This is a genomic window from Burkholderia sp. R-40, from assembly GCF_049942845.1.
Classification (GTDB): Bacteria; Pseudomonadota; Gammaproteobacteria; order Burkholderiales; family Burkholderiaceae; genus Burkholderia; species Burkholderia ambifaria.
In genome coordinates this window covers 2,919,810-2,942,026 of the sequence record NZ_CP187967.1, presented here as the reverse complement: position 1 = coordinate 2,942,026, position 22,217 = coordinate 2,919,810, and the positions used below count along the sequence as shown (strand labels likewise).

22 protein-coding genes are annotated in these 22,217 nt (G+C 66.8%); 10 read left to right on the top strand and 12 right to left on the bottom strand.

Annotated elements, in window-relative coordinates:
- Positions 1 to 98: 98 nt before the first annotated feature.
- The 6 genes from ACP26O_RS13620 to ACP26O_RS13595 all read left to right on the top strand — a co-directional run bounded on the left by ACP26O_RS13620 (position 99) and on the right by ACP26O_RS13595 (position 6,380).
- A complete protein-coding gene (locus tag ACP26O_RS13620) occupies positions 99 to 707 on the top strand; it encodes a DUF2889 domain-containing protein (protein ID WP_012364627.1) in 609 nt (202 codons plus the stop codon).
- A 69-nt stretch (positions 708 to 776) separates the two neighbouring features.
- A complete protein-coding gene (sucC, locus tag ACP26O_RS13615; protein WP_006755512.1) occupies positions 777 to 1,943 on the top strand; it encodes an ADP-forming succinate--CoA ligase subunit beta in 1,167 nt (388 codons plus the stop codon).
- A 69-nt stretch (positions 1,944 to 2,012) separates the two neighbouring features.
- A complete protein-coding gene (sucD, locus tag ACP26O_RS13610) occupies positions 2,013 to 2,894 on the top strand; it encodes a succinate--CoA ligase subunit alpha (protein ID WP_006477916.1) in 882 nt (293 codons plus the stop codon).
- A 158-nt stretch (positions 2,895 to 3,052) separates the two neighbouring features.
- Complete coding sequence (locus ACP26O_RS13605; protein ID WP_165751967.1) at positions 3,053 to 3,757, top strand: TerC family protein; 705 nt, start codon at positions 3,053 to 3,055, stop codon at positions 3,755 to 3,757.
- 97 nt (positions 3,758 to 3,854) lie between these two features.
- Positions 3,855 to 4,451, top strand: coding sequence for a pilin (locus ACP26O_RS13600; protein WP_175665420.1), 597 nt, complete (start codon positions 3,855 to 3,857; stop codon positions 4,449 to 4,451).
- A gap of 150 nt (positions 4,452 to 4,601) precedes the next feature.
- Complete coding sequence (locus ACP26O_RS13595) at positions 4,602 to 6,380, top strand: PglL family O-oligosaccharyltransferase (protein ID WP_175665421.1); 1,779 nt, start codon at positions 4,602 to 4,604, stop codon at positions 6,378 to 6,380.
- A 169-nt stretch (positions 6,381 to 6,549) separates the two neighbouring features.
- On the opposite strand, the gene ACP26O_RS13590 is transcribed toward ACP26O_RS13595, so the two are convergent.
- Complete coding sequence (locus ACP26O_RS13590) at positions 6,550 to 6,798, bottom strand: hypothetical protein (protein WP_175665422.1); 249 nt, start codon at positions 6,796 to 6,798, stop codon at positions 6,550 to 6,552.
- Between ACP26O_RS13590 and ACP26O_RS13585 the strand changes: the two genes are divergently transcribed.
- Positions 6,797 to 7,147 (top strand): TonB family protein, encoded by a 351-nt coding sequence (locus ACP26O_RS13585; RefSeq protein ID WP_105787010.1) that lies wholly within the window; start codon positions 6,797 to 6,799, stop codon positions 7,145 to 7,147. The genes ACP26O_RS13590 and ACP26O_RS13585 overlap by 2 nt on opposite strands.
- A gap of 82 nt (positions 7,148 to 7,229) precedes the next feature.
- Here the strand turns inward: ACP26O_RS13585 and ACP26O_RS13580 are convergent, their stop codons facing one another.
- The 5 genes from ACP26O_RS13580 to moaC all read right to left on the bottom strand — a co-directional run bounded on the left by ACP26O_RS13580 (position 7,230) and on the right by moaC (position 14,252).
- The gene (locus ACP26O_RS13580) at positions 7,230 to 8,444 is read right to left on the bottom strand and encodes a hypothetical protein (protein ID WP_175665423.1); all 1,215 of its coding nucleotides are present in this window, start codon (positions 8,442 to 8,444) and stop codon (positions 7,230 to 7,232) included.
- Between the two features lie 381 nt (positions 8,445 to 8,825).
- Positions 8,826 to 9,986, bottom strand: a complete 1,161-nt coding sequence (locus ACP26O_RS13575) for a WD40/YVTN/BNR-like repeat-containing protein (protein WP_105832517.1) — start codon at positions 9,984 to 9,986, stop codon at positions 8,826 to 8,828.
- Positions 9,987 to 10,062: 76 nt separating this feature from the next.
- Positions 10,063 to 10,968 (bottom strand): hypothetical protein, encoded by a 906-nt coding sequence (locus ACP26O_RS13570; RefSeq protein ID WP_175665424.1) that lies wholly within the window; start codon positions 10,966 to 10,968, stop codon positions 10,063 to 10,065.
- Positions 10,961 to 13,648, bottom strand: coding sequence for a type VI secretion system Vgr family protein (locus ACP26O_RS13565; protein ID WP_175665425.1), 2,688 nt, complete (start codon positions 13,646 to 13,648; stop codon positions 10,961 to 10,963). Before ACP26O_RS13565 ends, ACP26O_RS13570 begins: the two co-directional genes overlap by 8 nt.
- Before the next feature lie 115 nt (positions 13,649 to 13,763).
- Positions 13,764 to 14,252: a cyclic pyranopterin monophosphate synthase MoaC gene (moaC, locus tag ACP26O_RS13560; RefSeq protein WP_011657821.1), complete on the bottom strand. Its 489-nt coding sequence runs from the start codon at positions 14,250 to 14,252 to the stop codon at positions 13,764 to 13,766.
- A gap of 240 nt (positions 14,253 to 14,492) precedes the next feature.
- On the opposite strand from moaC, the gene ACP26O_RS13555 reads away from it, so the two are divergent.
- Positions 14,493 to 16,187 carry a M48 family metalloprotease gene (locus ACP26O_RS13555; protein ID WP_175665426.1) on the top strand — a complete coding sequence of 565 codons (1,695 nt, stop codon included), beginning with the start codon at positions 14,493 to 14,495 and terminating at the stop codon, positions 16,185 to 16,187.
- A gap of 30 nt (positions 16,188 to 16,217) precedes the next feature.
- Here ACP26O_RS13555 and ACP26O_RS13550 read toward each other — a convergent pair whose 3' ends face one another.
- From ACP26O_RS13550 to ACP26O_RS13525, 6 genes are all read right to left on the bottom strand, one after another.
- Positions 16,218 to 16,841, bottom strand: coding sequence for a DUF2946 family protein (locus ACP26O_RS13550; protein WP_175665427.1), 624 nt, complete (start codon positions 16,839 to 16,841; stop codon positions 16,218 to 16,220).
- A complete protein-coding gene (locus tag ACP26O_RS13545; protein ID WP_011657819.1) occupies positions 16,834 to 17,871 on the bottom strand; it encodes a hydrolase in 1,038 nt (345 codons plus the stop codon). Before ACP26O_RS13545 ends, ACP26O_RS13550 begins: the two co-directional genes overlap by 8 nt.
- A gap of 33 nt (positions 17,872 to 17,904) precedes the next feature.
- A complete protein-coding gene (locus ACP26O_RS13540; protein WP_006749968.1) occupies positions 17,905 to 18,351 on the bottom strand; it encodes a nuclear transport factor 2 family protein in 447 nt (148 codons plus the stop codon).
- Between the two features lie 115 nt (positions 18,352 to 18,466).
- The gene (gene waaF, locus ACP26O_RS13535; RefSeq protein ID WP_041491262.1) at positions 18,467 to 19,504 is read right to left on the bottom strand and encodes a lipopolysaccharide heptosyltransferase II; all 1,038 of its coding nucleotides are present in this window, start codon (positions 19,502 to 19,504) and stop codon (positions 18,467 to 18,469) included.
- Between the two features lie 136 nt (positions 19,505 to 19,640).
- On the bottom strand, positions 19,641 to 19,835 hold the full coding sequence (locus ACP26O_RS13530; RefSeq protein WP_006749970.1) for a zinc-finger domain-containing protein: 195 nt from the start codon (positions 19,833 to 19,835) through the stop codon (positions 19,641 to 19,643).
- A 50-nt stretch (positions 19,836 to 19,885) separates the two neighbouring features.
- On the bottom strand, positions 19,886 to 20,809 hold the full coding sequence (locus ACP26O_RS13525) for a branched-chain amino acid transaminase (RefSeq protein ID WP_006749971.1): 924 nt from the start codon (positions 20,807 to 20,809) through the stop codon (positions 19,886 to 19,888).
- A 207-nt stretch (positions 20,810 to 21,016) separates the two neighbouring features.
- On the opposite strand from ACP26O_RS13525, the gene ACP26O_RS13520 reads away from it, so the two are divergent.
- Together ACP26O_RS13520 and ACP26O_RS13515 are read left to right on the top strand one after the other, a co-directional pair.
- Complete coding sequence (locus ACP26O_RS13520) at positions 21,017 to 21,772, top strand: AzlC family ABC transporter permease (protein ID WP_006749972.1); 756 nt, start codon at positions 21,017 to 21,019, stop codon at positions 21,770 to 21,772.
- The gene (locus ACP26O_RS13515) at positions 21,769 to 22,092 is read left to right on the top strand and encodes an AzlD domain-containing protein (RefSeq protein WP_006749973.1); all 324 of its coding nucleotides are present in this window, start codon (positions 21,769 to 21,771) and stop codon (positions 22,090 to 22,092) included. Before ACP26O_RS13520 ends, ACP26O_RS13515 begins: the two co-directional genes overlap by 4 nt.
- Positions 22,093 to 22,217 lie beyond the last annotated feature (125 nt).

Genomic DNA, 22,217 nt, shown 5'->3' with positions numbered 1-22,217 from the left:
TTCCGGACAGGCGGGAATACCCGCCGTCGCGGCCGGCTGCCTCAAATACCCGATATGCTAAAATCCACGGGTTTTCCTCTTCGGCCTCAACCTCCAGCATGCCGCTATCCGAGCCCGTGCCCCGTCAGTTGCGACATCGACGCGCAATCCGAGCGGAAGCCTACGAGCGCGGCGACGGCTTGTGGGACATCGAAGCCTGCCTGACCGACCACAAGCCGCGCGATGTCGCGCTTGCGTCGGGCATCCGGCCCCAGGGCCTGCCGATCCACGAACTCTGGCTGCGCGTGACTATCGATCGTGATCTCAACGTCGTCGACGCCGAAGCGTCCTCGGAATGGGTTCCCTATCCCGGTCACTGTCAATCCGCCACTCCTGCCTATCGGGCCCTCATCGGGCTCAATCTCTTCCGCAATTTCCGCCGCAACGCGAACCGGCTGCTCGCCGGCGTCGCAGGCTGTTCCCATCTCACCGAACTGTGCGCCGTGCTGCCGACGGCAGCGATCCAGGCGTTCGCCGGCGATGTGTGGAACGTGCGCGAGGAAGGCGGCGAAGGGCCGGATCATGGCGGCGCGCACGACGACGCGCCTTTCCAGCTCGGCCGCTGCCGGGCGTTGCGGTTCGACGGCGAGGTCGTGCGGCAGTACTACCCGCGCTGGTATGGCGCGAGCCGGCCGGACGTGCCCGGTGAAGGCAGCACGAAGGAATGAACGGAAATCATTTCGAAGAAGCGTCTTAAGCGACTTTTCATCCAACTCTCAGACTGAAGGGAATCACGCATGAAGATTCACGAGTACCAGGGTAAGGAAATCCTGCGGAAATTCGGCGTCGCGGTACCGCGCGGCAAGCCGGCGTTCTCGGTTGACGAGGCCGTCAAGGTGGCAGAAGAGCTCGGCGGCCCGGTGTGGGTCGTGAAGGCTCAGATTCACGCGGGTGGCCGTGGCAAGGGCGGCGGCGTGAAGGTGGCGAAGTCGATCGAGCAGGTCCGCGAATACGCGAACCAGATCCTCGGCATGCAGCTCGTCACGCACCAGACCGGTCCGGAAGGCCAGAAGGTCAACCGTCTGATGATCGAAGAAGGCGCCGACATCAAGCAGGAACTGTATGTCAGCCTCGTCGTCGACCGCATCTCGCAAAAGATCGTGCTGATGGGTTCGAGCGAAGGCGGCATGGACATCGAAGAAGTCGCCGAAAAGCACCCGGAACTGATCCACAAGGTCATTGTCGAGCCGTCGACGGGCCTGCTCGACGCGCAGGCGGACGACCTCGCCGCGAAGATCGGCGTGCCGGCTGCTTCGATCCCGCAAGCGCGCGCGATCCTGCAAGGCCTGTACAAGGCATTCTGGGAAACCGACGCGTCGCTGGCTGAAATCAACCCGCTGAACGTCTCCGGCGACGGCAAGGTCATCGCACTCGACGCGAAGTTCAACTTCGACTCGAACGCGCTGTTCCGCCACCCGGAAATCGTCGCGTACCGCGACCTGGACGAAGAAGATCCGGCTGAAATCGAAGCGTCGAAGTTCGACCTCGCGTACATCTCGCTCGACGGCAACATCGGCTGCCTCGTGAACGGCGCAGGCCTCGCGATGGCGACGATGGACACCATCAAGCTGTTCGGCGGCGAGCCGGCGAACTTCCTGGACGTCGGCGGCGGCGCCACGACCGAGAAGGTCACGGAAGCGTTCAAGCTGATGCTGAAGAACCCGGACCTGAAGGCGATCCTCGTGAACATCTTCGGCGGCATCATGCGCTGCGACGTGATCGCGGAAGGCGTGATCGCCGGTTCGAAGGCCGTGAACCTGAACGTGCCGCTCGTCGTGCGCATGAAGGGCACCAACGAGGACCTCGGCAAGAAGATGCTGGCCGATTCGGGCCTGCCGATCATCTCGGCGGACAGCATGGAAGAGGCTGCGCAGAAGGTCGTCGCGGCTGCCGCAGGCAAGTAAGCGCGCGCTAATGAACACGCATGGCGGCGCGGTTTGCACGCGACGCCAATCGAACAGAGGTCAAAATACATGTCGATTCTGATCAACAAGGACACGAAGGTCATCACGCAGGGCATTACCGGCAAAACCGGTCAGTTCCATACGCGCGCCTGCCGTGAATACGCAAACGGCCGCGAAGCATTCGTCGCGGGCGTGAACCCGAAGAAGGCCGGCGAAGATTTCGAAGGCATTCCGATCTACGCGAGCGTCAAGGAAGCGAAGGCAGAAACCGGCGCGACCGTGTCGGTCATCTACGTTCCGCCGGCAGGCGCCGCCGCCGCGATCTGGGAAGCCGTCGAAGCCGACCTGGATCTCGCGATCTGCATCACGGAAGGCATTCCCGTCCGTGACATGATCGAAGTGAAGGACCGCATGCGTCGCGAAGGCCGCAAGACGCTGCTGCTCGGGCCGAACTGCCCGGGCACGATCACGCCGGACGAACTGAAGATCGGCATCATGCCGGGTCACATCCACCGCAAGGGCCGCATCGGCGTCGTGTCGCGTTCCGGCACGCTGACGTATGAAGCCGTTGCTCAGCTGACGGCACTGGGCCTCGGCCAGTCGTCGGCAGTCGGTATCGGCGGCGACCCGATCAACGGTCTGAAGCACATCGACGTGATGAAGATGTTCAACGACGATCCGGATACGGATGCGGTCGTGATGATCGGCGAAATCGGTGGTCCGGACGAAGCCAATGCGGCAGAGTGGATCAAGGACAACATGAAGAAGCCGGTCGTCGGCTTCATCGCTGGCGTCACGGCGCCTCCGGGCAAGCGCATGGGCCACGCCGGCGCGCTGATCTCGGGCGGTGCGGATACGGCCGAAGCGAAGCTGGAAATCATGGAAGCGTGCGGCATCACCGTCACGCGCAACCCGTCGGAAATGGGCCGTCTGCTGAAGAAGGCGCTGTAATTTCCGCGTGGTTCGTCCTGCAAAAAACGCCGGCTTAGCCGGCGTTTTTTGTTATGCTCGCGCAATGAATTTGTAAGCCCCGGGCATGCGCGACGCATGTGCCGGTAATGAACCGGGCCGCCCGTCACAGGGTCGTCGCCCCGCACCTATATCCACTCATGCTTGAATTCCTGACGTCGCTGCACTGGGGCGCCGTGTTCCAGATCGTCATCATCGACATCCTGCTCGGCGGCGACAACGCCGTCGTGATCGCGCTCGCGTGCCGCAACCTGCCGGCCAACCAGCGGCTGCGCGGCGTCGTGTGGGGCACGGCCGGCGCGATCCTGTTGCGGGTCGTGCTGATCGCGTTCGCGGTCGCGCTGCTCGACGTGCCGTTCCTGAAGTTCGGCGGCGGCCTGCTGCTGCTGTGGATCGGCGTCAAACTGATGGCGCCGGATGCCGACGCGCACGACAACGTGAAGCCGGCCGACCGGCTGTGGGACGCGGTGAAGACGATCGTGATCGCCGACGCCGTGATGAGCCTCGACAACGTGATCGCGATCGCCGGCGCGGCCGAGCAGGCCGATCCGTCGCACCGGCTGGCGCTGGTGATCTTCGGGCTCGTCGTCAGCGTGCCGATCATCGTGTGGGGCAGCACGCTGGTGCTGAAGCTGCTCGACCGGTTCCCGATCGTCGTCGCACTGGGCGCCGGGCTGCTCGGCTGGATCGCAGGCGGCCTGATGGTGCACGACCCGGTCGGCGATCGCTGGCCGGTGCTCGATACGCAGGCCGCGATCTACGGTGCGAGCATCGCCGGCGCACTGTTCGTCGTTGCCGCAGGATACGCGCTGCGGCGCCGCCGCAGCGGTCCGCATCCGCAATGACGTTGGCCGTCCGGCCGACTGCCGGGGCCGCGGCCCACTGGCTACGATCGAAACGCCTGCCTGATTCGGCAGGCGTTTTTCGTTTCGGGAGCCAGTCATGTTCGAAGCCTTTTCAGTTTCCCTGTTCCGTCGTGTCGCCGCCGATCTGCGGCGCGCGCGCCGGCCGGTGCCGCGTTGGCGGCCGGCCGGCTTCACGCTGATCGAGTTGATGATCGTGCTCGCGATCGTCGGCGTGATCGCGGCCTATGCGATTCCCGCGTACCAGGATTACCTCGCGCGCTCGCGCGTCGGCGAGGGGCTCGCGCTCGCGTCGTCCGCGCGGCTCGCGGTCGCCGACAACGCCGCGAGCGGCGCGGGCCTCGACGGCGGCTACAGCCCGCCGGTCGCCACCCGGAACGTCGAATCCGTCCGGATCGACGCCGATACGGGCCAGATCACGGTGGCGTTCACCACCCGCGTCGCCGCGGCCGGCTCGAATACGCTCGTCCTGGTGCCGTCCGCGCCGGACAAGGCCGATACGCCGACCGCACGGGTGCCGCTGAAAAAGGGCGCGATGCAGGCCGGGGCGATTGCGTGGGAGTGCTTTGCCGCCGGCAAGGCCGCGTCATCGCTGCCGGCGCCGGGCGCGGGCCCGTTGCCGGCGGAGGCGGCGACGTTGCCCGCGAAATACGCGCCGGCGGAATGCCGCGCATAGTGCAGGCGGCCCGCGGGCCGGTGCGTGGGCGTGCGCACGCATTGCCGGCCTGCCGAGCCGGCCCGGCCGTATCGGGTGACGGGGCGGCGGGGCCGCACAGACGGGGGAAAGTTTTGTATAGTGCGCCGGTTGCTGACATCCGGTTCGCTCATGCCTTCTACTTTTTCCCGTTCGTTGCCGCTCGTTGCGCTGGCTGTCGCCCTGATCGTGCCGTACGCGATCACGAATCACACGTATCCGATCCCGACCTTCTATTCCGAGTTTGCCGCGCTGGTGCTGTATCTGCTGGTGGGGCTCTCCGTCGTGCTGCTCGCGCGCACGGGCCGCCCGGCCGAACCGTTCGCCGCGCCGGCCGCGTTCGTCGCGCCGCTCGGGTTCGCGGCGGTGCTGCTCGCGCAGGTCGCGCTGATGCCGCTGAAAGTGCCGTCGATGAACTGGCTGGCGCTCGGCTATCTGGCCACCGCGCTGGTCGCGATGCAGGCCGGCTACACGCTCGCGCGCGAGGGGCTCGCCGAAGCCACCGCGCGAATGATGGCCGGCGCGCTGCTCGTCGGCGGCGTGTTCGCGGTCGCGAGCCAGGTCGTGCAGTTGTTCCATCTGGAAACCGCGGTGTCGCCGTTCGTCGTGGTCTACAACATCGCGGTCGATCGCCGTCCGTACGGCAACATGGCGCAGGCGAACCACCTGGCGACCTACATCGCCTTTGCGCTCGCGGGCGCGCTGTATCTGGTGCAGACGCGCCGGCTCGCGGTATGGGCCTGGTTCGCGCTGTCGATCGTGCTGTCGGGCGGTCTCGCGCTGACGGTGTCGCGCGGCCCGTGGCTGCAGGTCGCGGTGATGGTCGTCGCGGGCTTCTGGATGGCGTGGCTCGAGTCGCGCCGTGCGCCCGGCAACCGCCGCGCCTGGCTGATACCGGCCGCGCTCGCGGTGGCGTTCGTCGCGGTGAACGTCGCGGTGCGCTGGGCCAACGTGCACTTCCACCTGGGGCTTGCCGAGTCGGCCGCCGAGCGGATGCGCGACGCGGGGCAGATCGCGCCGCGGCTCGCGCTGTGGAAGTACGGGCTTGCGATGTTCCGCGAGCATCCGCTGCTGGGCGTCGGCTGGGGCGAATTCCCGTCGCACCAGTTCGCGCTCGTGCGCACGCTCGGCGGTGTCGAGATCGCGAACAACTCGCACGACATCTTCATCGACCTGCTCGCGAAGTCCGGTCTGCTGGGTCTCGGCGTGCTCGTCGTCGCGCTCGTGACGTGGTTCGTGCGCGCGGTGCGTGCGCCGCAGTCGAGCACGCGCGTGTTCGGCCTCGCGTTGATCGGCATCCTGCTGATGCATGCGCTCGTCGAATATCCGCAGCAGTACATGTTCTTCCTGCTGCCGGCGATGTTCGTGATCGGCCTGCTCGACGTGAAGCCGCTGCGCCTCCTGCCGGGCCGCGCGGCGTTCGGGCTGTTCGCGGTGCTGGCGGTCGGCGGCGTGCTGGCGGTGGTACCCGTGCTGCGCGACTACCAGCGCGCGGAAGTGCTGTATTACGGCAGCGATCCGGCCGCGCAGTACCGCGATGCGCCGTCGCAGCTGTTCGGCGCGTGGGGCGATTACGGGGTGGCCACGCTGCTGACGATTTCGCCGGAGAACCTGCCGCTCAAGCTCGCCGCGCACGAGCGCGCGATCGCGCTGCTGCCGGGCGAGACGGTGCTGCGCCGCTATGCGGCGCTGCAGGCGCTGGCCGGCCGGGAAGCCGATGCGCTCGACACGGTCGCGCGCCTGCATGTGTTCGCGAAGGAATTGAAGGACTGGCCGCAGCAGTTGGCGTTGCTGTACAAGCTGTGCGACCAGCAACCGGCGCTGAAGGCGTTCAAGGCGGCCGTCGTCGCGCAGTACGGGGAAGTGCCGGCCGATGCGGACGAGGACGACTCCGACGACGATTCCGAGTGACACCACGCTGAACACCGTGCCGACACCGCGCGGCGCCGGGCGGGGAATCCCGGCGCTGGCCGCATTGCCGTGAGGCGGGTGGGCGATGGCGGGGCGGGAAGGGGGTGGCGATTGCTTCCCCCGGGGAATGGATGCCGGCCGAATCCGGTGTGATTCGCGTCAACCATTGTCAAATCGCGGCCACGCGCAAGGCGGCGCGTGCACAATGCGGCAAAGCGTTCGCGTGCGCGGCCGCCCGCTGCGGGCCGCTGCCGCGAACGCCGCCCCGGATCTCCGGGAACCCGCCAGGCAGGATCGCGACCGGCAGCCGTCGGTCGTGCGGCCGTAACGGTGCGCCGGTCCGATGGCCGCGGCGCAGGACGATGTCCGCCGGCGCGGTGTTCGTCCGCAACAGTACTGAAGAACGATATTCGACCATGGCCCTTCGCTCGACCCTCCTGATCCTGCCTGCCGTCGCCGTGCTGTTTTCCGGCTGCGCGATGCTGTCGTCGTCGCAGGAAAGCAAGCTGACCTGCCACATTCCGCGCGCCGTCTATCCGGATAGCGCGAAGCCGCTCACGCGTCCGGTCACCGTGCTCGTGCGCGCGCTGATGACGACCTCGGGCGAAGCGCAGAACGTCACCGTGACGACGAGCAGCCGCAATGCGGCGGCGGATCGCGCGGCCGTCGACGCGATGACGCACGCGACCTGCGCGCAGACCGGCGCCACCGCGAATCCGTTCCTGCTCACGCAACCGTTCGTGTTCGAGCCGCGACGCGCGCAATGACGGGCGGCCGGGCACGCAGAGGCGCGCCTGCCGCTTGCCGCTTGCCCTCGATTCCTGTCCGGCGCCGCCGTGCCGCCGACGTTCAGTGCCGCGGCATCAGGTTCGCGCCGTGGCACGCCGGCTCGACCGCCTTGCGCAGCCCGAGCATCGTGAACCCGTTGCGCTCCTGGCGGATCAGCGCGTAGCGTCGCGCAACCGTGTTGCCGTCCTTGCCCGTCAGTTCCAGTTCGACCTGGAAGCGATCCTTGCTGTCCGAGCAGCCGCGTACCGGTCCATAGGCGAACCCGGTACCGGGCGCCTTGCTTTCCGCAATGAATGCCTGCCGCGCTTGCAGCGCCGCCGCGGCGGACGCGGGTTCGCTCCATGCGCGCGCGAGCGCATCGTCCACGCCCAGCCATTCATCGACGAAATCGCGTCCGTTGACCGCGACCGGCTGCACGCGTTGCACGGTATCGCCGTCGACCCGATAGCGGAAGATGCCCGGCCGTGTCATCACGTCGCTGTCGCGCGAGCCCACCGTCATGCGCAGCTCGAAGCCGTCGGCGCGCACCTTGAAGCGGATCGCGTCGTCGTCGAGCACGTAGCCGTGAGCCGTATGGAACAGCGTGTGTTGCGCGGCCGCGCCGTTGGCCGGCGCGACCACGTCCGCGCCGAACCGGCTCCAGCGCGACGAGCACCACGGCGTGCCGTGGACGATCGCCACCTGGCCGCCGGGCAAGGCGCCGAACCAGAAGCCGCCGCCGTAGGCGTCGCCGATGTCCTTGTAGTCGTCGGCTTGCCAGCGCAGCACGCGCCGCCAGCCGCCGTTTTCCCATGCGTAGGCCGTGAGCAGGTTGTCGTCGCCGCACGCGATGTCGAAGCCGGCGCGTACGAAGAGGAGCGGGCGGGACGTGCCGTCGCGTTGGACGTCGACGTCCGGGTTGCGGCCGAATGCCGATTCGCCATTTTTCGGCTGGGCAGATTGGGTGGATTGGGCGGGTACGCCGAGCGTGGCCGCAAGCGTGCGTTTCAGCGCAGCCGGCTCGACGTGTTCGTCGCTGCACGCAAGCCGCGCGTCGATCGCGCCGACGAGCGCCTGCTTGTATGCGCGAAGCGCGTCGCGCAAGGGCGGCGAGACGTCGACGGTGCCACCGCCATCGCCTTGCGGATTACGGACTTGCTGTACGCGGTGCTGCGCGTCGAGCGCCGCGCGTGCGGCGGTGTCGGCGGCGGGGCAAGGGCTGGCGGCGGAGGCGGTGGTGGGTATGGCGCAGGCGATGGAGAGCGCGAGTGTTACGCGGTTCAGCAAGTTTTTCATCGAAAGATCTTTTTTGTTCTTTTCTTCGTTCATCACGGCGAGCAGTTGGCCGGAGACCGAATCGGAATCGACGCCCGGCGCGCTGAACGGACGATTCTACCGATCCATCGTGGGGCGGATATAACTCAATGTCGCCACGACCAGGACGGCGAGGCTCACGACGAATCCTATCCGGCGAGTGTGTTTTTGCATGTCATTGGATACGCGGTCACCCCGAGACATGACCGACCCGGCAGGACCGGTACCCGACGGTTCTGGCAGGCGTCGCGTCGCGATCGTGCGGCCGGGCCCCGCATTGCCCGGCCATTTCGGATCGGCCGCAGGCCGCGGAGCCGACGCCCGAATCGCGACGGGGGCCCCGCGGTAATCGCATCGGAACCGTCAGAACTGCCGCTTCTTGAGCGTATAGGCAACCAGCGAATACAGCGTGTTCGTCTGGGCGTTGAAATATCCGCCCTGAGTCGTCTTCTCCCTGCTCGAGTTCCAGGTCTTCCCCCCGTCGCTGCTGACGAACGTGAGATCGAGCGGTGTGCCGTTGCGGCTGGCGTCGGTTGCGTAGACGAGCAGCAACCCGTCCCGGCCGACGCTCAGGCTATCGAGCGTCAGCGTGTCGTCAAACGAATGCAATTGCCGCACCTGCTCGGGTGCGCCGTTCGTCCAGGTCGAAATGGCGCCGACGCGTTTTCCCTTGTCGGCGGGATTATCGAAATTGCGCGGTTCGCCGAGGCGCGACAGCGCGTAAAGCGCATAGTGATCCGACGCGGTCGGTGACGAGGACAGGCTGACGATCACTTGTTCGGGCAACACGGCGTCCAGGGCGAACCCGGATTGTTCCCAGCCGAGCCGATAGACGACGCTTCCGGCGGAAGCATGCTCGGATTTCTCGACGTGGTATGCCACCCGCAAGGTACCGTCCGGGCCCAGGTCGATGCCGTCAAAGGTGCGGTGGGGTTTGCCGGCGTCGGCGGCACCCGGCGGCAGTTCGATTTCCCGCCACGACTGACCGCCGTCGGACGTGCGCCACACGTGCGGGCCCCAACCGATCGCATAGCCGCGCTGCGGATCCAGAAAGAGCAGGCGACCGATGTTCCGGTCTTCGGGCCACGCGAGCTGCACCCAGTCGCGTCCGCCGTTGGACGACTTCCAGAGCTTGGTCACTTGCGGCGTCAGCCCGTCGGCAGGCTGAGGCGACTTGTAGTCCATCCAGCCGGTGCTGATGAATTCGACCGTCCAGTCCTTGGCGTGCCACCAGGCGGCGGTCTGGCCCACCTGCTTGAAATGGCGCGTCATGTCTCCGTTCACCGGGCCGCGCCAGAATTCGACCGACGTCCGGTTCAGCGTTTCGCGACTGTCGTTCATCCACGCTTCGGCCGGCTCGGCTTTTTCCTTGTCCTTCCATTCGGCATATGGCTTGAACGTGATTTCAGGATCGCTGATCTTCAGCGTGATCGCCTCGTTTCCCGATATCACGAAGTCGCCTCCGCCGTAAGGCTTGCTGTTCTTCATGAAAGTGTTGGAAACGACCTGCCAGTCATTCGACATATACGAGAACCCGACAATCAAAACAATGAGCACGACTGCCGCAGCCAGCGACAGCTTCAGGAATTTTTTCGTCATTTCATTTCGGCATCAGTTTTTCGAGTGCCTGTGCAACAGGGTCGATGACATGTTCGTTGACGGCATCACCGGCCTTTTTCGCATATTCCACGGTATTGTCGACGTACTGTTTGCCCACGCCGACACCGCTGTCCAATGCCTGGGAGAATGTCCTGAGATCCCCCCATTCCTGGGCGTTGGGTTGCTTCAGGATGTAATACATATCGACAGGCCCGAGCCCGGCCAGACCGCCGTCGAGATAGGCGAGAGGGTGGGTCTTGAACGCGTACGTCTTGAAGGTGTCGTCATCCAGTTCGAGCGCGTACTGCGGCACGTTCATCACGCAGCTGCCGCTGTTCGGCTTCTTGCCCCTGATCGAAATGGTGTCGCCGCGCATGTTCTGCTGCAAACCCTGTTCCAGATAATGCTGCAGGAACCAGCGTGCGCTCGCAAGCCACGCTTTGCCCTTGTCGCTCAATTCCGGCAGCAGGTATTTGCCGTAATTCGAGCAGTAGTAGTAACCGTAGCTGACGTAATATCCCGGCGGCTTATGCCCGCACCCGATATGACGCATCATGAAATTGCCGTGGCGGGACCAGTCGGAATCGGTGCTTTCCGCTTGTATCAGGTTTTCCCGCCGATGCAGCAGTTCACGGGCAACTTTCGTGTCTTTCCACGGATCCCATGACGTCGCGAATTTCTTGACGGTCGCCCAGATACTCGACGTGCTGACTTTTTCGACCGTTTCCCAGTACTCGCCGTGCAGCGGCCGGTAGTAGTACGGGCACGTTCCGATAATGGAATCCGCCGCCGGCGTCACATGCTTGTCGCAGATGTTGATCTGCACCTTCGGCCGATCCTTGTACCCCGTCGGCGTCAGCATCCCCGAGCCGGTCCCGAGCACCTTGTTCTGTTGTCCGTCAGCCATTCGATTTCCCTAGAAACTTGACGACGACGTCATGCGGCACGTGGCTCTGCGTGAGCCCCGTCTCACCTGCCGCATTGGTGACGCCTTCCGAGAGCAGCTTGCCGTTCGAGAACATCTGGTACCGCGTGTTCGCAACCGGAATGTCGGTGCCGGCCCAGTGCGCGATGAACGCCTGATCGTAGTTGCCGGTCGAGTTCGGCAGGGTCGGCATCGCTTGCGACAGGTGCGTGGGGCCGCTGAACACGTGCTGCGCACCCTTGATGTCGATCTTGCCCGGTGCGTGCACTTCGATGTTGCCGTTCGCGATGCGGATGTACGCGCCGCCGGAGGTCAGCAGGATTTCCTTCGCCGCGGCGCCTTCGATCGATTCGGTGACCGCCATCAGCTTCAGCGCCTTCTGGGCGGTCAGCTCGATGTTGTCCGCGTGCGCCTGCACTTCGACCTTGCCCTTGCCGGCGAACAGCTTGATCCCGGAGTTCTGCGCGAACAGGCTGATCCGGTCGAGGACGCTCGCGATCAGCGACTTTCCGGCGGCCACGTGCGTGCTCTGCCCGCTGACGAGGTTGACGTGCTGGTCCGCGGCAAGCTGCACGGACTGTTGCGTGGACATCCCGATACCGGCCGGGCTGCCGAACAGCATCACGGGCTCCTTGAACGCATTGGCGCTACCGGTTCCGCCGCCGGCGGTCCGGCCGCCCGACGCGCTGCCGCTCGCGCTGCTCTGCGTTGCGTCGGTGAACTGCTTCAGCGCCGAGTGGCCGGGGTCGAGCGACTCGGCCTGATGCTGGGCGCCGACATCCGACATGGCTTCCATCAGGCCTTCCGCACGGACGAGTTGCTGTTGCGTTTCCTGAACGTCGAGCGGCTGGCTTGCCGGCTGTTTCGGATGCGTGGTGACGTACAGGCCGCGGTTCGCGCGCACGGCACCGTATGCGTCGGACCGCAGGTCGAAACCACTGCCGAGATAGCTGCCGCGGTTGTTGCCCGTGTGGTCGATCAGGTAACCGAGATGCAGGTGCGCGTTGGTCTGGCTGCTGTACAGGTGCACGCGGTTCTGCGAGGTCGCGTCGTCGAGCACGAGCTGGTTGTAGCCGGCGCCCGCGTATTCTTTCGACCGGTATCCGGACAGGATGCCGTTGCTGTGCCATTGCGGACTGGTCGCGCCGTTGTAGACCTTGCCGACGATGATCGGGCGATCGCAGTCGCCGCCGAGGAAATCGACCAGCACCTCCTCGCCGCTGCGGTGCGGGTGAACGGCCCCATAACCATTGCCCGAATCCGACGCGGTGGCACGCAGCCAGCACGACGCCTTTTCGTCGCCGTCGTTCAGGCGGTCCCAATGGAAGCGAACCTTGACCCGGTTGAGTGCGTCGGTGTGGACTTCTTCGCCCTGCGGCGCGACGACGATCGCCGTTTGCAAATGCATCGCGGGTTTCGCATGCTCGAACGGGCTGCGAAACGGTACGGTCGTGCGCTGGGCTTCGACGCGGATCTGAAAGAAGCCTTCGCTGCCGTCGGGATGACGCACGCGCGACAGGGCCGTATCGGTTGCCTGCACGATGCTGTCGACCTCGGCGTGCAGGCTGTGCGGGAAAACCGCCTGTTCGTCCGCAACGGGCAGGTTGTTGACGATGACCCACGCCGTCTCGATCACGGCGAATTCGCGCTGCCCGGCATCGTCCTTGTCGTGTTCGGGGTGATCCGCCAGTTCGAAGGTCCACCCGGCATCCATGCGCCGCACGCCGCCGACGCCATGAAAGCGTTTCGCGCGTGACTCCTGTTCCTCCATCCATATCTTCGACAGATGGTCACCGCGGGACTGTTCGGGATACGTGTACGCACCGGTGTATTCGTAGACCTCGAGCTGCGGCGGCAGGTCGCCCTGATTGGCGATCGTCGGCGTATGGGTCGCCTTCGGATTGGCCGCGCTCGGCGGCTGCTTGTAGTCGAACGTGCGTGTGGCGCGAGCGACACTTCGCAGCGTGCGCGTGCCGGAGAACTGGACGAACGTGTCGGCCTCGTCACCCGTGCCCGCATGATGAAAGCGCACCGTTCGCGGCGACAGCGCGGGCAACGCGTCGACGCGGTCGATGACGACGAGCCGGTGCGACTTGCCGTCCTGGTCCTGTTCCCAGAAGCCATACAGGCCTTCCGATTCCATCAGGCGATGCACGAAATTCCAATCATCCTCGTACTGCATGCAGAACGAGCGGAGCGGCAGCGGCTGGTGGAGCTTGAAGGTGAAGCGACCCTTGGCCTGCGGATGCTGGTTCAGCACGTCGGCAATGATGTCGTCCGCGGACTGGTCCTGCCAGATTCGCTGGTCGCGGCGGAACTTCAGGAAGTGGAGGAACGAGGCGAAGACGATCTGGTAGTGCGTGACGCCGCTGTCCGAGCCGAGCCGGCGGGCGCAATGCACGTAGCCGTGGTGAGGCGCATAAGACTGATCGGCCTGCAGGATCCACAGCGTCACCGGCTGCGCGATCAGCTTCTTGAGCTCGAGGTTATCGGATACCGATACGGTATCGACCGTGAACTCGAAGTGACGCCCGAGCCGCGATCGGCCGATGACGCGATGCGGCAGCAGGACGTTGGGGCCCAGCGGCGTATCCAGTTTGACAAGGCGCTCGTGCTGAACCGGTCCGGCCAGCAGTGCGCTTCTTAACATTTGCGAATTCATCACCCGTGCTCGCTTTTTTTGTGCTGGGTCGCACGCTCTCCCGTGCGGAATCCGGTAATTGTATGAGATAAACGGGCGCTATCCCGAATTTACCGGCCGACAGGGTTCCGACCGGTCAGCCGGCGGTGTCCTCCGCCTTCCAGTCCCCCGACTTCCCGCCACGCTTTTCTCTCACGCTCACCTCGGTGATCACCATCCCCCGATCGACCGCCTTGCACATGTCGTACACGGTCAGCAGCCCGACCTGCACGGCGGTCAGCGCTTCCATCTCGACACCGGTGCGCCCGAACGTCTCGACCTGCGCGACGCAGTGCACGCCCGGCAGCGCGTCGTCGAGTTCGAAGTCGACGGCCACGCGCGTCAGCGCGAGCGGGTGACACAGCGGAATGAGGTCGGCGGTGCGCTTGGCACCCTGGATCGCGGCGATGCGCGCGACGCCGAGCACGTCGCCTTTCTTCGCCTTGCCGTCGCGGATCAGCGCGAACGTCGCCGGCAGCATCCGGATCGTGCCGCGCGCGATCGCGATGCGTTGCGTTTCCTGCTTGCCGCCGACGTCGACCATGTGCGCGTGGCCGGCGGCGTCGAAATGGGTAAGTCCTGACATGTCCTGCTCCGATCTCTTGTGTCGCGGCCGGTCGATTCACCGCGTCGGGCACCGTGCCGCAACCATCTGCAACGTTTCAACGGGCGCCTATCATAGCAGCGGCCTGCGCGACGCCGGGCGTGCAGACGACGCATCCGCCGCAGCGAACAGTCGCGATCCCGCCGGTACAATGACCGGGATCTTCAGACCAAACGCCGCGATGCGCGCCCGGCGCGCGGGACGCGTCGTCTTCATCCTGCCATGCGTGTCAAACAGTTGCTTGCCGTGTTGCTGTCGACGGCGCTCGTGCTGCCGCCGAGCGGCCATGCACAGCGCTTGTCCGCGCTGCCGCTCGAGCCGGCGGCCGGCGCGTCGCCGTCGATTTCCACGGTGCCGTCGGGCATTGCGACCGGTGTATTCGGCACCTACGGCGGCGCGGAAAGCCGGTTCTCCGGCGGCGACGGCGCGTCCGCGCCGGTCGCGAGCCTGCGTGCACCGCTGCGCGCGCTGGAACTCCCCGACCTCGGCGACGGCTCCGGCGGTTCGCTCACGCCGCAGGCCGAGCGCCGTCTCGGCGAGCGCGTGATGCGCGAGGTGCGGCGCGACCCGGACTACCTCGACGACTGGCTCGCGCGCGACTACCTGAACGCGATCGCGAAGCGGCTCGCGGCTGCGGCCGCGGCGCGCTACATCGGTGGCTACACGCCGGACTTCGAGCTGTTCCCGGTGCGCGATCCGCAGATCAACGCATTCTCGATGCCGGGCGGTTTCATCGGGATCAACAGCGGGCTGGTGGTCACGACGCAAACGGAATCCGAACTCGCATCGGTGGTCGGCCACGAGATGGGCCACGTGCTGCAGCGGCACATCGCGCGGATGATCGGCGCGAACGAGAAGACGGGCTACACCGCGCTCGCGACGATGCTGCTCGGGGTGCTGGCGGGCGTGCTCGCGCGCAGCGGCGATCTCGGCAGCGCGATCGCGATGGGCGGGCAGGCGTTTGCGGTCGACAACCAGCTGCGCTTCTCGCGCTCGGCCGAGCGCGAGGCCGATCGCGTCGGTTTCCAGCTGCTCGCGGGCGCCGGCTACGACCCGTACGGGATGCCGGGCTTCTTCGAGCGGCTCGAGCGCGCGTCGATGGGCGATGCGGGCGTGCCGGCCTATGCGCGCACGCACCCGCTGACGGGTGAACGGATCGCCGACATGGAGGATCGCGCGCGCCGCGCGCCGTACCGGCAGCCGCGCCAGTCGGCCGAATACGGTTTCGTGCGCGCGCGGCTGCGCATTCTGCAGAACCGTGCGCCGAACGACATCGTGGCCGAGGCGCGCCGGATGCAGCTCGAGATCGACGATCGCACGGCGCCGAACGTCGCGGCGAACGAGTACGGGATCGCGCTGGCGAACACGCTGCTCGGCCAGTACGACGCGGCCGACAAGGCGCTCGCGTCGGCCCGCGCCGCATTCGACGCGCGCGAGCGGCGCGCGGACGATCCGCAGACGAGTTCGCCGAGCCTCGACGTGCTCGCCGCCGACCTTGCCCGTCGCGCGGGCCGGACCGACGACGCGGTGCGGCTCGCGGCGCTCGCGCAGCGGCGCTGGCCGGCGTCGCACGCGGCGATCGTCGCGCACCTGCAGGCGCTGATCGCCGCGCGCCGCTTCGACGAAGCGCAGACGCTCGCACGCCAGCAGGCGAAAGCGGACCCGGAGCAGCCGGACTGGTGGGACTACCTCGCGAAGGCGAGCGACGGCAAGGGCGACGTGCTCGCGCGGCGCCGTGCGCTCGCGGAGAAGCTGGCGCTCGACGGCGCGTGGCCGTCGGCGATTCGGCAGCTGAAGGAGGCGCGCGACGCGAAGGACGTGTCGTTCTACGACCAGTCGATCATCGGCGCGCGGCTGCTGGAATTCGAGGCGCGCTACAAGGAAGAGCGCGAGGACGAGAAGAACGGCCGCGGATAACGGCCGCGAGGCGGGCAGGGCGGCGGCGTTTCAGCTTGCGGCGCTGCCGTTGCTGTTGCCGTTGCCGTTGCCACCCTCCGGCGTGTCGCGCCGCGCCCGCTGCGCGGGGCTCGCGACGAAGCCGAACGTTGCCGGCACATCGGCACACGCGAGGTTGCCGAGCGCCAGCGTGCGCCCGTCACGCCAGCGCAGCACAGGCGGCGTCGCGTCGAAATCCGCATGATCGGCGAACAGGCCGAGGTCGTGGTCGTGCAGCGCCGCGACGCGCGGCGGCGTGCCCGCCGCGCGGAACAGCACGCCGCCCGCATCGTCGAGCCATGCGGCGTCGGGCTCGAACGGCGCGCCGGTCTGGTCGGCCAGCGTGAGCTGCCCGTCGCGTTCGGCCAGACGCACGACCCACGGTGTGTACGCGAGCTCGACGTACACGCGCTGCGGCCCGTTCTGGAAGAACCACTGGCCGTGCGCGTCGCATTCGTAGTTGCGTCCGATGAACGCGTTGAGCGCCGCATGCCGGATCGGCGAGCCGAGCTCGCCGGCGGCCTGCGCGGCGTCGTCGCGCAGCCGCCACTCGCCGCGCCGGTCGAGCAGCAGCCAGCCGGTGCAGTCGGGTACGTTCGGCCACTTGGCGAGGGCCTGCCTGACGATGTCATCCATGGTCGACGAATTTCGAGCAATAGCCGAACACCCGCGCCGACAGCCAGTCGAGGCGGCCGGGGAACGGGCCGGTCATGAATCCCGCATGGCCGCCGTCCATGGGCTGGTCGAGCTCGACGGCCGGCGACACGTCGGCGGCGCTCGGCAGCGCGGATTCCGGCAGGAACGGATCGTTGCGGGCGTTGAGGATCAGCGTGGGCACGTCGATGGCCGGCAACAGCGGGCGCGTCGTGGCCTGGGTCCAGTAGTCGTCGGCGTCGGCGAAGCCGTGCAGCGGCGCGGTCACGACCTCGTCGAAGTCGCGCATCGTCACGGCGCGCAGCATCGCGTCGCGATCGAACAGGCCCGGATACTGGTCGAGCTTCGCGAGCGCCTTGCGCTTGAGCGTCTTCAGGAAGCTGCGCGTATAGACCATCGCGAAGCCCTGCGACAGCGCGCGGCCGCCCGCATGCACGTCGATCGGCGTCGAGATAGCGGCGGCCGCGTGCACGATCGACGTGTCGCTGCGGTGTTCGCCGAGCCAGCGCAGCAGCACGTTGCCGCCGAGCGACACGCCGGCCGCGACGATCGGCCCGCGATGCTGCGCGGCGAGCCGCTGCAGGATCCAGTCGACTTCGGCGCTATCCGCGAGATGGTAGAAGCGCGGCTGGCGGTTCAACTCACCGCTGCAGCTGCGAAAGTGCGGGACGACCGCGTGCCAGCCCTTCGCGCGCGCGGCGGCCATCATCGCCAGCGCGTAGTGCGAGCCGGAACTGCCTTCGAGGCCGTGGAACAGCACGAACAGCGGTGCGTCGGGCGGCGGCGCGGCACTGTCGAGGTGCGCGACCCAGTCGAGATCGATGAAGTCGTGGTCGGGGGTTTCCCATCGCTCTCGTCGGTAGGCGACAGCCGGACGCCGTGCGAACAGCGCGGGCACGATGGTTTGCACATGGCTGTTCGGCAGCCAGCGCGGTGCGCGATAGCGCAATGAATCGTCGTCGGGGGCCGGGGCCCCGGTCAGCGGCGAGGTGGGCGGAGAAGCCGTACTCATGATCGCCCCGCTAATGCGTTGCTTCGTTGTTCGTCAGTGCAGCGGACCCTGCCCGTGACGGATCTTCGCGGCGAATTGTCCGGCCGCCTGTTCAGGAATCGGGCTCGCGTGGATATGCGCGATGCGCCACTCGCCGCGTTCGTGGATCATCACGTACGTCGCGAAAACCATGTCGGGTTCGGCCGTCAGGTCGGCCTGCTGATGCGCTTCGGCGATCGTATAGACGACGGTGCCGAGACTGTCGTAAACACGGATGTCGAGCGGCTCGATCGTCACGGGGCGCGTCGCGAGCCGGTTGGCCAGCCCGCTGCGGATCTGGTCGAGCCCGTGCAGATGCTCGCCGTCGGCCCAGACGCAGCTGGCGAAGTCCTCGTCGATCCACAACCCCAGCAGCGCGTCGAGATTGGCATCGGCGACGGCCTGGTAGTAGGCGTTCAGCGTATCGGCAGCGGCTTCGAACAGGCGGGCAAAACGTGGCATCGGGGTTATCTCTCGCGCGCGTCGCGCGCCGTATTCAGCACGGCGGCCCGGGTGGGGCCGCCTTGCACCGGTGAATCGGATTGCCCGGCGCGTCGTGCGACGCTGCCGGTCAGGGTCAGCGCTGCCCGACGAGCATGCCGCGCAAATCGCCGAATACCTGCTCGGGACCGAGTTCGCGCAGGCATTTCAGATGGCCGAGCGGGCACTCGCGTTCGAAGCAGGGACTGCATTCGAGATGAAGCCATTGTACCTTCGCCAGGTCCGACAGCGGAGGGGTGTGGCGCGGATCAGTCGATCCGTACAACGCGACGAGCGGCCGCCGCAGCGCGGCGGCGACGTGCATCAGCCCGGAATCGTTGGTCACGACCGCGTTCGCGCGCGCGATCAGCGCGCACGCCTCGGACAACGACGTCTGCCCGCACAGGTTGCGCACGTTCGGCGCGTGGTCGGCGATCGCCTGCGCGGCGGCGGCGTCCTTCTGCGAGCCGAGCGCGACGATCTGCGTATACGGGAAAGACTGATGGACGATCGTCGCGAGCGTCGCGAAGTGCTCGGGCGGCCAGCGCTTGGCCGGGCCGTATTCCGCGCCGGGGCAGAACACGACGAGCGGCTTGCGCGTATCGAGATTGAAACGCGCGGAGACGCGCGCCGTCTCGTTCAGGTCGGCGTCGAGGCGCGGCGGCGGCAGCATCTTCATCGACTCGGGCAGCTTCGCCCCCGGCGCATACGCGAGCGCGGCGTAGTGGGTCGTCATCGGCGGCCGCTCGGCCGATTTGTCGGGGTTCGCGTGCCGCACGTTGAGCAGGCCGTAGCGGTGCTCGCCCGTGTAGCCAATCCGCAGCGGAATGTTCGCGAGCCACGGGATCACCGCGGACTTCAGCGAATTCGGCAGCACGTACGCCGCGTCGTAGCCGACGTCGCGCAGGTCGCTCGCGAGCTGCCAGCGGCGCAGCAGCTGCAGCTTGCCGTGCGCGAGGTCGGTCGCGTAGACATCGTGGATCTCGGGCATCCGCTCGAGCACCGGCGCGACCCAGGTGGGTGCGACGGCATCGATCACGATGCGGGGATGGATTTTTTTCAGCAGCGCAAAAAGCGGCTGCGCCATCAATGCGTCACCGATCCAATTCGGTGCGATAACCAGCGCTCGACGCATCAGGTCGACTTCCGATGTCGTAATGAAGCACGGCGCGCATGCACCGCGTTCGGGTTGTCAGAACAGGAAAAGGGCGGCGCGCCGGGGTTCCGGCTGCGCCGCCTCGCGTGCGGCGGGCCCGCGGGCCCGGTCGGGCTCAATGGCCCTTGACCACCTCGCCGTCGCGCAGCTTGTAGCGCGTGCCGCAGTACGGGCAGCGCGCCTCGCCGTGCGAGACGTCGATGAACACGCGCGGGTGCGCGCTCCAGCGCGCCATGGCCGGGTTCGGGCAGTAGGCGGGGAGATCCTTGGCCGTCAGTTCGACCAGCGGCATTTCCTTGATTTCACTCATGAGACTTTCTCTTATCACTCTGTGGTGGGGCGGTCGGTCGCGCGGCGCGCTCAGACCTTCGTCAGCCAGTGCGCGTACTTCGCGTTCTTGCCCGACACGATATCGAAAAACGCCGACTGGAGCTTTTCCGTCACGGGGCCGCGCGCACCGCTGCCGATCGTGCGGTTGTCGAGTTCGCGGATCGGCGTGACTTCGGCGGCCGTGCCCGTGAAGAACGCTTCGTCGGCCGTGTAGACCTCGTCGCGCGTGATGCGCTTCTCGATCACCTGGATGCCCGCGTCCCGCGCGAGCGTGATGATCGTGTCGCGCGTGATGCCGTCGAGGCACGACGACAGGTCGGGCGTGTACAGCTTGCCGTTGTTCACCAGGAAGAAGTTCTCGCCGGAGCCTTCCGACACGTAGCCGTCGACGTCGAGCAGCAGCGCTTCGTCGTAGCCGTCGGCGGTCGCTTCCTGGTTCGCGAGGATCGAGTTCACGTACCAGCCCGACGCCTTCGCGCGCACCATCGACACGTTCACGTGGTGGCGGGTGAACGACGACGTCTTCACGCGGATGCCCTTCGCGAGGCCTTCCTCGCCGAGGTACGCGCCCCACGGCCATGCGGCGATCGCGACGTGGATCGTGTTGCCCTTCGCGGACACGCCGAGCTTTTCCGAGCCGACCCAGATGATCGGTCGCAGGTAGCCCGACTCGAGCTTGTTCTCGCGCACGACGTCGAGCTGCGCGGCTTCGAGGGTTTCCCGGTCGAACGGCACGTCCATCTGGAAGATCTTCGCCGAATTCAGCAGACGTTTGGTGTGCTCGTGCAGGCGGAAGATCGCGGTGCTGCCGTCGGCCGTCCGGTACGCGCGCACGCCTTCGAAGACGCCCATGCCGTAGTGCAGCGTGTGGGTCAGGACGTGAATCGTGGCGTCGCGCCAGTCGATCAGCTTGCCGTCCATCCAGATCTTGCCGTCGCGGTCGGCCATTGACATGGGGTTCTCCTGTGAAGCAATTGGTACAGCGGCTTGTGTGCAGCATTGAGCCGGAAAGACGCTTATTTTAGCGTCATTTGGTGTCGAGCCGGTCGGTCGGCGCAGGGCCGGCGCTATAATCGTCCGGTACCGATTCCAATAACGACGGGCCGTGCCGGCAGGAGACGCCGGAGCCCGCACGAACCGCCCGCCGCGGCCCGCTTTCCGATGCTCGCTCGATTGTCCGCCACCGACCGCTTCGCGCTGATCCAGGGCGCGCGCGACTATTCCCCGACACTGATGGCAATCCTCTCCTGGGGGCTCGTGACCGGTGTCGCGATGAGCAAGTCGGTGATGACGCTCGGGCAGGCGAGCGCGATGTCGATCCTCGTCTACGCGGGCTCGTCGCAGCTCGCGGTGCTGCCGCTCCTCGTCGCGAAGCTGCCGATCTGGACGATCCTGCTCACGGCCGCGATGGTCAACCTGCGCTTCGTGATCTTCAGCGCCGGGCTTGCTCCCCATTTCTCCTACCTGCCGCTGTGGCGGCGCCTCGCGATCGGCTATTTCAACGGCGACGTGATCTACCTGCTGTTCCAGAAACAGGGCTTCGCCTATGGTCACGTGCCGGGCAAGGAAGCGTACTTCTGGGGGATGGCGCTCGCGAGCTGGCTGTCGTGGCAGGTGTCGTCGCTCGCCGGCATCCTGCTCGCGAGCGTCTTTCCCGCGAGCTGGGGGCTGGAGCTGGCCGGCACGCTCGCGCTGATCCCGATCATGGTGTCGGCGGTCGCGAACCGCTCGACGCTCGCCGCCGTCGCGGTCGCGGGCATCGTGTCGCTGATCGCGTTCGACCTGCCGTACCGGCTCGCGCTGCCGATCGCGGTGCTGGCCGCGCTCGCGGCCGGCTGCACGGCCGATTTCTTCGTCGAACGCGCCGACTGGCGCCGCATCCGCACCGAAACCGTGCACGAGAAGGAAATCGAATGAGCGCGACGGACATCTGGATCGTGATCGTCGGGATGACGATCGTCACGGCCGTCACGCGCGCGCTGTTCCTGCTCGGCGGCGAGCGCACCGTGCTGCCCGAGCGCGCGCAGCGTGCGCTGCGCTATGCGCCGGCCGCCGCGCTCGTCGCGGTCGTGCTGCCCGACGTGCTCGAAACCCCGGCCGGGCTGTCGTTCGCGCTGTCCAACCATCCGTTCTACGCGGCGCTCGCCGGCCTCGGCTGGTTTTTGTGGCGGCGCAGCATGCTGGGCACCATCGTGATCGGGATGCTCGTCTTCACCGTGCTGCGCCTGATCTTCTGACGAATCGCCGCGCCGGCCGGCCGGGCATCGGCCGCTTGCGGCTATACATTGCTGCATTGCGGCAATGTGTCGGCGGGCGGGCGCGATCCCAAATAGGCGGAATTCGCCGCCGCACGGGTCAGTCT